Raw genomic sequence first — 9,583 nt, 5'->3', positions numbered from 1 at the left:
TTGTTCGTCCATTTCGCGGTATCCATAAAAAGTATCTGCATCTCTATGTAGCCATGTTTGAGTGGGCTTACAATTTACGTTGGATTGATTTTGACTTCCTCCGCCGTCTTCTTGTCCCTCCTTTCACCTATTTACCCACATGAGCGAACCCGATAACTTTGTCGGGCTTTTCGGTTTGGTCTAAAGGTCTAGTTGAGCCGCCTCAGATAGTCTTTAGCTTTTACAGATGGCTTTTGATAAAGTCGGCTCCAACGCAGTGTTAGACGGCTTATACCTATAACTGAGTTCAAGTGCATTGCAAAAGCTATTAAGGCGCTTCAGTAAAGCGTTATAGTAAGGATAAGCATCCTCTCGTTCGTCTTGGAGACAAGCATACAGATTTAGCTCTGGCTCTGGGGATAGATGATGCTTTTGAATATCTAAACCTGCTTCGGTTAAGCGCGTTGCTGCGATCGCAACTAGTAATGCACCAATTGTATTGGACTTACCATTGCGAAGGTCGCTTAATCCAGGTAATATTATCTCGGCTCCTGGCAAATCATGAAGACTCATTATTTCTCCTCCCTTGATCTTCAAAACGCTCGATGAAGTTCTCGACTCTGCTTCTAAGTAGATCAGAATTAAGAGAAGGGAACCGAATTATTTCAGGTAAAATCGCATCAAAGCAATCGCGCAGCTTACTCAGAGAGAATAATTTCTGATCGTACATAGCTTCAATATCTTTAATATCGCGGTCAAATCCTCTGGATAGTTTGGAAAGAGCTTGGGCTGTAAAATCATAATGATAAAACGAAACTTGACCTCGTTTGCTAATGAACACGCTTCTATCACGCCATCCTGGAAGAGGTGGCAAGAAGTCTTGTGGGGAGGCAAGTTCAATATTGATGTTCAATTCTTGTTTGAGATTGGAGATCGCTTGAAAAACCCCTAAGGGTTCTGGATCTAGACGAATATCTATATCCACAGTAGAAGTGCGCCAACCAATAAGTAAAGCACTAGCACCACCTGTAAAATAAATACAACCCGAACTACGAGATTCTTTACCTAATGCTTCCATGAGTTGTTCGATTTTCTGAGGATCGACATTTGAGCGCATAATTTGATAGCAATATAGATAAGCCTCTCTAATTTAGCAGATCGCGCTTAACTCAGATATTTTTCTTGAAATCAGTAATTACGAGCGAGATCATTCCTATAAAATTATCGCTTGAGCATCTTATCAACTTGTTGCTGTGCATCACGGAGGTTTTGCTCAGTTTGAACCTTTGCAAACCAATTTATGCCTGTCCATAGTACGGCGAACATTACACCAAAGGAGATGAGATAGATTACTGCATTTGCTCCAGGGTCGGTCGAAAAAATAGTTTTTTTGCAATGTGGACAAACTGTAGCCTTTGGCTGTATGGATTCTTTGCAATAAGGACATAAAGGTTGCGGCGTTGGTTCAGTCATGATAATTCTTTTTGCTTGTCGGTCTAAAGGTCTAGTTGAGCCGCCCCAGTCAAACTTTAGCTGTTAAAGGTCACTTTTTGAACGGTCGGCTCCAACGCAGTGTTATGCGGCTTTAAGAGATTTACCTAAAATGGCAAGTAGTGAATTTGTCCTTGCAACTCTTCCTCTGAACTACATTCTATTAACAGAAAGATATCTTCTATTGCTTTTCCAATACTTGCATCCATGGGAACTTCTACAACACCATTCATAGGTAAATTTTGTTCTATTCTTTCATAAGCATAACGAGTAATAGTTGCTACATCATGGGTTAGCAATACTCTATTTTGCTTGGCTGCCCATGCCAGAATTGATGGATCGTCTATGCCCGATAGTCCCATGTCTTGTACTCGGACAATATCGATTTTAGGATTGCGCCGTAATAGTCCTCTGACGATTGTATTATCGAAATTTTCATCTGCAAGTAGTTTGATCATTGCTATTTAGCTGCCTGTCTTGCAAGAAGGCGATCACGCAAACTTTGAGAGTTAAACCGATGTTGATTTTTTTCTCGAATGGCTTGAGCCGTAATTTGACGTTTTTTTAGGTATTCTTCAACTTCTGTCTGATAGCTTAGATAAAAAGCAATGGTGCTATAAACATCTGATAGATCAAGAGATGAGTAGCGAAATACGATTTCTTCAGGTGACAGTCCTTGCTTGTAATTGCCAACAACTGTATCAATGGTTACACGAGTGTTACCAACCAAAATCACACCATCTGCATTAGTGGACAAAGGGACTGACACTGTTCGAGATGCGGTAAGCATAGCAGCAATAAATCCTAAACATTAACTTTATTTTAGCGTCCAAAAGGGTTTTCAAGAAATCCATCAACGAGTTGCCCTTCAATCTCTGAAAATCTTTCTATCGAGTTACCCATGTCGCAGCGAAAGCTGCTAAAAATTTGAATAATAAAATTGCGTTTAGCTTTTGAATCTTCCATATGAAGAACACGTCTACAAAAATTTACGGTAGATCTTGCGCGAAAATCAGATCCTGCATTGAATAGACGAATATACTGATTAAAATCTTTGAACGTTTCTCTGAAATCAACTTCTTGAGAGCGATACAATCCAGCTTCGTTGCTAAGATAACAAGTAAAACCAGTAACCCAATTACTAACTGCCTTGATAGATAAAACTATTTCTGAATTTTCAGCAATTTGTTGTAGAGCATGAGTAACAATGTTCCCCGCATCATCTGGTTCATATTTCACAATATCATTGGGCATCAGCTTTAACACTCCGTTACCTAGACTTGTAGCATAACGGTCTAGTTGAGCCGCCGTAGACAAGCTTCGGCTTTTATAGATTATCTATCTCTACTTGGTCGGATCCAACGCAGTGTTAGACCTCTTTCACTAGCAACTTAATGCGAGCAATTTATGGCAATGGCAAATATGAAATCCGATCGCTATACTCGCCATCCAGATAAGCAAGAGCAGCTAATACTAATTCTTCAATAGTTTCACCCAAGCTCATACTGGGATTGATTTGGAAGATTCCAGGAATGTGCTGCCCTTCAGCAAGATGATCGATTAGATGGATGGGCATAGAGCTACGATTATTTGTTACAAGAATAAAGTCGTATTTTTCACACTAAATCAGGATATCTGGATCTAAAGTGCCTTTTGGCGGTGTGTTGGGATCGCCAATTGCCCAGACTACTAAATCAGGTTCTTTGCGGCGTAGCTGTATTTGATAAATTGGAGGGAGATTTTCATCCATCAAATACTTGATTTGCATAGGATTTTCCTGATGTTAGTCGTTCAGAGCGAAGTTGACGCAATTTTTCGGAAATTGGCGGTGAATTAAGCTTTTGCTCTTCTCTCATTTTGTGTCCCCATTCTAGCCAATTAGTGAGGTACTCACTGATCGCTTGTTTGTTGTGGAGATAGTAGAGAACAGTGGCATAAACCTGCTCTAAGCTTAATGATAGGTAAGTTCTAGCGATTTCTTCTGGTGTTCGACTGCGGTAAATGTAGTCATACAAAACTGTTTCAATACCAATTCGCGTATTTTTTATGCGAATGTCATTGACTGCAAGAAAGATAAAGTAATCTTCTAGTTGCATAGTTTATGTCTCCAGAATGTTAGCACTAAACCGAAAAATCATTGACTCGTTGGGCAAATTCTTCTCTGCCATAGCGTGATTGACGCACTGCCATGATTATGAATTTTCCTCGGTCATTGCCTTATCTGGTATTATAACTGACCAGAACTGCTCTGAATAGATTGCTTTGATTAAAACAAAAACAAGGTGCGTTACATTTCATTAACGCACCCTACAAGATCGGCGATCGCACTATGAGATATTCAGCACAACTTCGTAAACATCCCCCTCTTTAGGATTAGCAACAAGATACGCAAGCCCATTACCTTTTTGCATCGGGTTAATGATAAATTCGCCTAGATTATCATCACCAAATACATCTCATTCTTTAAGCGTTACCTTAGTGGGATGATCGAATGCCCCTTGAATAGGTGGCGTAATTTTGTCGCCAGCATTAATGTTCTGATATTTGCCACTAGGCCAAGCCTTTTTGCCATCGACTTCGATGTACAAATTATCTGGAAATGCCTGACCAATCGATTCTAGTAAGCTTCCTGCGCCTTTACCGACTAAAGTGCCAGCGACAGATCCACCCACAGACGCTAAAACAGCACCGGGGCCAGTTAGAGCAGCCAAAGATCCAGCAATCGTTCCTCCTAATGTGGAAGAAATTGTCGTAATAACAGCTGTTGCAATACCACTTACACCCGTTGAGGGGGTAACACATGTAATGGATACGAATTGATAGTTTGACATCTTACTATTTTGGTGATTATTACGTTTCGTGATTTCAACGTGACAGTCTAACGGTAAAGTTGAGCGGCGGCAGATGAGTTTTTCATTACATTAGGACTTTTCATCCGTCCGCTCCAACGCAGTGTTAGACCTTCTGCGCTACACTGTCCAATCTTCGATTATTAAGTTTGGAACTTTGCTAAAATCGCCAGTATTTCGGGTAAGTAAAACTAAATTGTTGGAAATGGCGATCGCTGCAATTCTCAAGTCCATCGTAGCTACACGAACTTTCTGACTCCTCATCTCATCAAATATTTCAATTGCTTCAGCATCAAATGGTAAAACTGGAGCTTTTGCGAAACCGTTAAGAGTTTCTGACAACAGCGCATATCCACGAGCCAAATCAGTATTGTTCTGAGCGCGATTGATGAAGCTGTGAGCGCCAATTATTTGCTCATGGAAGCTAATAACCGATAAGCCAAAGTCTGCGATCGAATGTTGGGACATCCTCAAAGTTAATCGGCTAAACTCTAAACTAGATCGGCGTTGCAGAAAACTGATGTGGTCGGTATCGAACAAATATTTCACGTTTACTGGCCAATCTCATCAATAGGTTTGTCAGACTGCCGAAATGCGCGTCCGTATTCTAGAGCTTCAAGAAAAGCTGCATCATCAGAAATTGAACCAATAAGTCTATCTAACCAATTGTCAGAGACAGGCTTACTGTCAAATTTATGCTGGAGGTCAAAAACAACCTGTTCAAGGTTTGTCAAGCGTCTCTCAAGAGTTGCTGTGTCTAGCATGGCTGCTCCTAGATTGAAAATCAGTTCAGTTGAGTAATGGAAAAATTTACTCTAGTCTAACTAAAAAATTGTAATTGTGTTCAAATAACTGTCCATACGAACAAAAATGAGGTGCATTAAATTTCATAAATGCACCCTACTAGCTATTTTCTCATTCTGAAATACACATCATCGATATTGTCCTCTGTGCCGCCGTTCAAGCCGAACCTCTGAGGAATAGAGCCATTGAAGTTAACACACAAATCGAACTCTGTGATAAAGTCTCCCTTGGGTTGTGGGTGTTCATAGCCTAAGTTGTGAAGTATTTCATGCAATAACGTAGCAGACCAATAGTCAACATCATTTCTTAGAGAAAATTGAGAGCTATCACCGAAATAATCTGAATTGAATGCGACCCTCAAAAGATCGCCTTTCTCTGGAAACTCGCCAGATCCAAGTGTGCCTCTTCCAACGACTTCTTTCTCTCCCCACATATAGGCAACAGTTGCTTTAATTGGACGGTTGCCACTAGCAGGGTTAACAAACACTTGTTTTAGCTGATTATCAACGACTTGTTTGCTAGGCTTGGCTCTAACAGTTCTCCGCAAACCGCAGTCTATAAGCTTTGATCTTTGACTTGGATTATTCATCTGTTCGTGCAGCTTATTCGATGCTGATTTAATCATTGTTTGCTGCGATGGACTGAAGTTGTTGTGAGCATACACCCAAAAATTGCCCTTGGCAAAAACAAGAGTTCGAGGACGGATGTATGCAGTATTTAAAAATGTTTCTGCAACACTAGGAACCGCAAACATTAAGATGATACTGAGAAGAAAACCAATGAGAAGAAACTTGAGGAACTTGATTTGTGATTTCATAGTAAATCAAATATTTTTGCCGACGCGAACTATCCAGTCACTACCAAACTGATTGTCAATCAACAATTTCTCGAAGTTCTCAATTGCACTTTGATAAATAAACTGGCAGTCTAACGACCCCGTTCACCCGCCGCTAGTAACTTCTCGGACTCAACGAAGAGACTCTATCCGGTCGGTGTGCAACGGGATTGTTATGCAGCATTGGGCATAAAGAGTGGCAGTACTTACTCTTGCGGTGTTGTGTTATCTAAAGTTGAAAGCGATATTTTGACACAAGCCTTAACCCCTTGCCAATCACGCTCCGATAAATGCCCAATTACAACTAAATTCGCAGATGGTGGCAGAGTCACGATAAAGGAACGAAACATTGAAGCAGATCGTAATCCTGCCGATGCCCAGTCCTGAAGCACATAATCTGTAACTCCTAGTACCTTGGTCTGAGTTGTAATAAGTCCAACTATCACGTCTGGTCGAAGTGAATGGTAGGTATCTGATGACAAGACTACAGCCGGACGGCGTTTAACTCCTGTTACACCAGGAAAATCAACTGTAACTAAATCTCCGGGACAAAGCGTCACAATTCAACCCCCTCGACATCAGAGAAAGTTGTAGCCGCATACCGTAGTGAAAAATTCACAAGATCAATCTGATCTTCGTCAGTCCAGGTATCGCTTTGATCGACAGATGTTAGCTGTTGCCCAACAAGCTCGTTAAGAATGAGCGTTGCTAATCGTAGTCGCTCTGTTGGCGAGAGAACATGAACTACTTGAGCGTAGATTTCTTGGGCAGTAGTTTTCATAATTAGACCTCCTGCCCATAATCTTAGCCTAATCCGCTTGAGAACTAGCGGCTCACTCTAAAATCAGAGCCACGACAGGGTACATCTTGTCTGAATTGCTCGGCTGTAATTGGGATTTCTCCTCCTGCTCTTGTGGCGACAAACCAGTCAGTACTATTGACGTAGTGTCGGCAAAGTTGTCCATCTCGATTTTTAAAGACTAATGCACCAGGCTCACCTTTCGGTGCATAAGCTCTTACGTTCCCATTACAGGGGATATCGGCAACAATCGGATATGAGTCAAGTATGCCCCTAAAAGAATCAGAACTAAGTAATTTCGTTGGGACACTGCTCCACAGATTTCTCAATCGCATACAACCGAGTGCGTAAGATTCTCCTCGACCAAAAAAAGTAGCAATGACTGGTTGTCCTTCAGTTTGATAGATGAAATCAGGAACACCAGGGTTGGGAACTTCCGCTCTCAAGGGCTGAGCAACGCCATAAATACTGGACAGAATAAAAATTCCAAAAACTGCTCTAAACTTCGCAACGCAACTCATTTTACTCACCTTACGCTTGACGCATAACGGTAAAGTTGAGCCGCCGCCGCCAAGTTTAGACTTTTACAGATCACTTTTGAGAGGTCGGCTCCAACGCAGTGTTAGACTCCTATACGGGCGTAGCTCGTAAACGGATACCAAGTGATTGTATAACTCTTAAAACAGTGGCAAATTCTGGATTACCTTCGAGTGACAAAGATTTATAGAGGCTTTCTCGTCCTAATCCTGTTTCACGCGCAATATTTGTCATTCCCTTAGATCGAGCAATATCCCCTAAGGCTGCTACCACTAGATTAGGATCGCCGTCTTCAAGAGCTGCTTCAAGATAAGCTGCCATATCTTCTTTGGTTTCCAGATGTTCTGCTACATCCCAAAGATGGGTTGAAACTTTGTTCATAAGATCTCCTATAGGTTTTGTGATAAGTCTAAAGCTGTTTTGATATCCCGATCTTGTGTACGTTTATCTCCGCCTGCAAGCAAGATAACTAACGTATCCCCTCGTTGGATGAAATACACTCGATATCCTGCACCATAGTCAATGCGAAGTTCTGATACACCTTTTCCTATCGGTTTCACGTCACCAGGATTACCCATAGACAACCGCCGAATACGAATGTCGATACGAGCCCTAGCTTCCCGATCGCGCAGTGATTTAAACCACCGCAAATAGATTTCAGTTTCCCGAATTTCAATCATGCTTTAAGTGTATCCTATGAGATACGGAAAAACAAGCGGCAAGAAAACTTGCTTAACTGCTTTTGTTACGACAAAAATAAGGTGCGTTACATTTCATTAACGCACCCTACAAGATCGGCGATCGCACTTCACCAAACTCCGTGAGCCAAAGTGATAAACTGCACGATGTCCAATGCGGATAACCCAAGGTTGAGCATCAGGATATCGCTTGAATAATTGGTTAGTTGCTGGCAAAACATGATCGGCGACTTCAAAGGCTCCTGTTTCAATATCAATCGCTACGATTTTGTCAGAGTTGCCAGTTTCAACTTGCTGCCGAATGGTGGATTCATAGAGTTCTTGTCCACGCCGAGCTAATTCTTCTTTGCTGTAGCGCCGTTGACGAACTGCCATAGATTTTGCGTTGTTAATTTACAATGCCATTATAGCTTTCTATAACTATGAATCCTTACATTTTGCACTAAAAAAAGTTCGTTAGATTTGATTAACGCACCCTACAAGATAGGCGATCGCACTCTTGCCGCTACTAGGGTGATGGTGCGGCGGGATACTTATCTCTGGCGAGGTCAGTCTTTAATATTGCGGCTGCCTTCTCGTAGGTTGCTTTTTTAGGCTCGGTTTCATCTTGGGGACTCTCTGTTAGCGCCAGTGTCATTTGCAATTAGTGTCTGTTTTCACCCTGTTCCCAACTTCATCCTGTAAAGTCCGAGCTTACTCAATGTGGGCAGGTAAGGAGTCAGTCTTGAGTTTAGACGGAGAGACTTTCACTCTCATCGTCTGGACGGTTAAGCTAGTCTTAGGAGACTTGGCTCTAGCGTTTATCTACGGACTGTTTACCGTGTTTCGCGCTAATCGAATCGCACCACCCTACAAGATCCGCGATCGCACTGCTAGTAAGGGTTAGTATTTAAGTGCCATTTGGGTAACGCAACATATTCTCGAATGACTTGACGTTGCGAACCTGCTTAAATCCTATTTCCTCAGTTACCGTATCTCCATCATAGTCCTTTGATTGATGAATATAGACAATAATGTCACCGCTGCCATCTTTATTCTCACGTCGCAAGATAACCCTAAGATCGGGAAAAAAGAAAGATGTCACTGTTTTAGATGCTCCAACTTTAAGAACAAAGGCTCGTTTATTAGTTATTACATAGACGCTTTGAACTGCTTCTAGCCAATTAAGAAACGGGATTAGTACGATTAGAATTAACTGAATAACAACTGCAACTAGAGGGATTAAAACGCCGCTTACCTGCGGAAATTCATTTATAGGTATTCGTGCATTTTTGAATTGCTCATACGTACCATAACCAACAAACGAAAAGAAGGCTAAGGAAAACAGCAAAACCAAGCAAGTACCCACCGTGGATCGTGTCAAAATACGGGGAATAGGTTGCTCAATCCATTGAATCACTTCAGATGATTCAATCTCTTTTTCTAAATTTTTGCGTATCTTTCTTGGCAGTTTGTAATTTTCTATCATCTAAAGTCCCAAGAATCTGTATTTCTCTACCTACTGAGATGGAAATCAGTCAACTATGTATTAGACGGAAAAATTCTGTCTAATGTAACTATAGGCGATATAGGCTGAAAGTCAAGATGCTGG

At 41.4% G+C, this 9,583-nt stretch carries 20 protein-coding genes and 1 pseudogene; 1 reads left to right on the top strand and 20 read right to left on the bottom strand.

Annotation, left to right across the window (positions count from 1 at the left end):
* Positions 1 to 213: 213 nt before the first annotated feature.
* The 19 genes and pseudogenes from H6F44_RS07360 to H6F44_RS23510 all read right to left on the bottom strand — a co-directional run bounded on the left by H6F44_RS07360 (position 214) and on the right by H6F44_RS23510 (position 8,629).
* A complete protein-coding gene (locus H6F44_RS07360; RefSeq protein ID WP_190350304.1) occupies positions 214 to 552 on the bottom strand; it encodes a hypothetical protein in 339 nt (112 codons plus the stop codon).
* Positions 539 to 1,096 carry a DUF6036 family nucleotidyltransferase gene (locus H6F44_RS07355; protein ID WP_190350303.1) on the bottom strand — a complete coding sequence of 186 codons (558 nt, stop codon included), beginning with the start codon at positions 1,094 to 1,096 and terminating at the stop codon, positions 539 to 541. The genes H6F44_RS07360 and H6F44_RS07355 overlap by 14 nt, the downstream gene beginning before the upstream one ends.
* Positions 1,097 to 1,200: 104 nt before the next feature.
* Positions 1,201 to 1,452 carry a zinc ribbon domain-containing protein gene (locus H6F44_RS07350; RefSeq protein WP_190350302.1) on the bottom strand — a complete coding sequence of 84 codons (252 nt, stop codon included), beginning with the start codon at positions 1,450 to 1,452 and terminating at the stop codon, positions 1,201 to 1,203.
* Positions 1,453 to 1,577: 125 nt separating this feature from the next.
* Positions 1,578 to 1,928: a DUF5615 family PIN-like protein gene (locus tag H6F44_RS07345; protein ID WP_190350301.1), complete on the bottom strand. Its 351-nt coding sequence runs from the start codon at positions 1,926 to 1,928 to the stop codon at positions 1,578 to 1,580.
* Positions 1,929 to 1,930: 2 nt separating this feature from the next.
* Entirely contained in the window at positions 1,931 to 2,260 is a 330-nt protein-coding gene (locus H6F44_RS07340; RefSeq protein WP_190350300.1) for a DUF433 domain-containing protein, read from the bottom strand.
* Positions 2,261 to 2,292: 32 nt separating this feature from the next.
* Positions 2,293 to 2,724, bottom strand: coding sequence for a hypothetical protein (locus tag H6F44_RS07335; protein ID WP_190350299.1), 432 nt, complete (start codon positions 2,722 to 2,724; stop codon positions 2,293 to 2,295).
* Between the two features lie 151 nt (positions 2,725 to 2,875).
* Positions 2,876 to 3,238, bottom strand: a pseudogene (locus H6F44_RS23960) (DUF5615 family PIN-like protein).
* Complete coding sequence (locus H6F44_RS07325) at positions 3,213 to 3,566, bottom strand: DUF433 domain-containing protein (RefSeq protein WP_190350298.1); 354 nt, start codon at positions 3,564 to 3,566, stop codon at positions 3,213 to 3,215. The pseudogene H6F44_RS23960 and the gene H6F44_RS07325 overlap by 26 nt, the downstream one beginning before the upstream one ends.
* 360 nt (positions 3,567 to 3,926) lie before the next feature.
* Positions 3,927 to 4,181, bottom strand: a complete 255-nt coding sequence (locus H6F44_RS07320) for a hypothetical protein (protein WP_206754445.1) — start codon at positions 4,179 to 4,181, stop codon at positions 3,927 to 3,929.
* Between the two features lie 258 nt (positions 4,182 to 4,439).
* On the bottom strand, positions 4,440 to 4,868 hold the full coding sequence (locus H6F44_RS07315; protein ID WP_190350296.1) for a type II toxin-antitoxin system VapC family toxin: 429 nt from the start codon (positions 4,866 to 4,868) through the stop codon (positions 4,440 to 4,442).
* Between the two features lie 2 nt (positions 4,869 to 4,870).
* Positions 4,871 to 5,083 (bottom strand): transferase hexapeptide repeat containing protein, encoded by a 213-nt coding sequence (locus tag H6F44_RS07310; protein ID WP_190350295.1) that lies wholly within the window; start codon positions 5,081 to 5,083, stop codon positions 4,871 to 4,873.
* Positions 5,084 to 5,226: 143 nt separating this feature from the next.
* Entirely contained in the window at positions 5,227 to 5,940 is a 714-nt protein-coding gene (locus H6F44_RS07305; protein ID WP_190350294.1) for a zinc metalloprotease, read from the bottom strand.
* Positions 5,941 to 6,164: 224 nt separating this feature from the next.
* Positions 6,165 to 6,518, bottom strand: coding sequence for a type II toxin-antitoxin system PemK/MazF family toxin (locus H6F44_RS07300; RefSeq protein WP_190350293.1), 354 nt, complete (start codon positions 6,516 to 6,518; stop codon positions 6,165 to 6,167).
* Positions 6,515 to 6,739, bottom strand: coding sequence for a hypothetical protein (locus tag H6F44_RS07295; protein ID WP_190350292.1), 225 nt, complete (start codon positions 6,737 to 6,739; stop codon positions 6,515 to 6,517). Before H6F44_RS07295 ends, H6F44_RS07300 begins: the two co-directional genes overlap by 4 nt.
* A 44-nt stretch (positions 6,740 to 6,783) precedes the next feature.
* Positions 6,784 to 7,278, bottom strand: a complete 495-nt coding sequence (locus H6F44_RS07290) for a hypothetical protein (protein WP_190350291.1) — start codon at positions 7,276 to 7,278, stop codon at positions 6,784 to 6,786.
* Between the two features lie 109 nt (positions 7,279 to 7,387).
* Positions 7,388 to 7,675 (bottom strand): addiction module antidote protein, encoded by a 288-nt coding sequence (locus H6F44_RS07285; RefSeq protein ID WP_190350290.1) that lies wholly within the window; start codon positions 7,673 to 7,675, stop codon positions 7,388 to 7,390.
* A gap of 8 nt (positions 7,676 to 7,683) precedes the next feature.
* On the bottom strand, positions 7,684 to 7,974 hold the full coding sequence (locus tag H6F44_RS07280) for a type II toxin-antitoxin system RelE/ParE family toxin (protein ID WP_190350289.1): 291 nt from the start codon (positions 7,972 to 7,974) through the stop codon (positions 7,684 to 7,686).
* Positions 7,975 to 8,070: 96 nt separating this feature from the next.
* Positions 8,071 to 8,367, bottom strand: a complete 297-nt coding sequence (locus H6F44_RS07275; RefSeq protein ID WP_190350288.1) for a hypothetical protein — start codon at positions 8,365 to 8,367, stop codon at positions 8,071 to 8,073.
* Positions 8,368 to 8,500: 133 nt separating this feature from the next.
* Entirely contained in the window at positions 8,501 to 8,629 is a 129-nt protein-coding gene (locus H6F44_RS23510) for a hypothetical protein (protein WP_277874111.1), read from the bottom strand.
* Positions 8,630 to 8,638: 9 nt separating this feature from the next.
* On the opposite strand from H6F44_RS23510, the gene H6F44_RS07270 reads away from it, so the two are divergent.
* Entirely contained in the window at positions 8,639 to 8,878 is a 240-nt protein-coding gene (locus H6F44_RS07270; protein WP_190350287.1) for a hypothetical protein, read from the top strand.
* A gap of 3 nt (positions 8,879 to 8,881) precedes the next feature.
* On the opposite strand, the gene H6F44_RS07265 is transcribed toward H6F44_RS07270, so the two are convergent.
* The gene (locus tag H6F44_RS07265) at positions 8,882 to 9,460 is read right to left on the bottom strand and encodes a hypothetical protein (RefSeq protein WP_190350286.1); all 579 of its coding nucleotides are present in this window, start codon (positions 9,458 to 9,460) and stop codon (positions 8,882 to 8,884) included.
* Between the last annotated feature and the right edge of the window lie 123 nt (positions 9,461 to 9,583).

Origin of the sequence: Pseudanabaena cinerea FACHB-1277, assembly GCF_014696345.1 — a bacterium.
Classification (GTDB): domain Bacteria; phylum Cyanobacteriota; class Cyanobacteriia; order Pseudanabaenales; family Pseudanabaenaceae; genus Pseudanabaena; species Pseudanabaena cinerea.
Note: the sequence above shows the minus strand (reverse complement) of the source record. Positions and strands in the feature narration are given on the sequence as shown.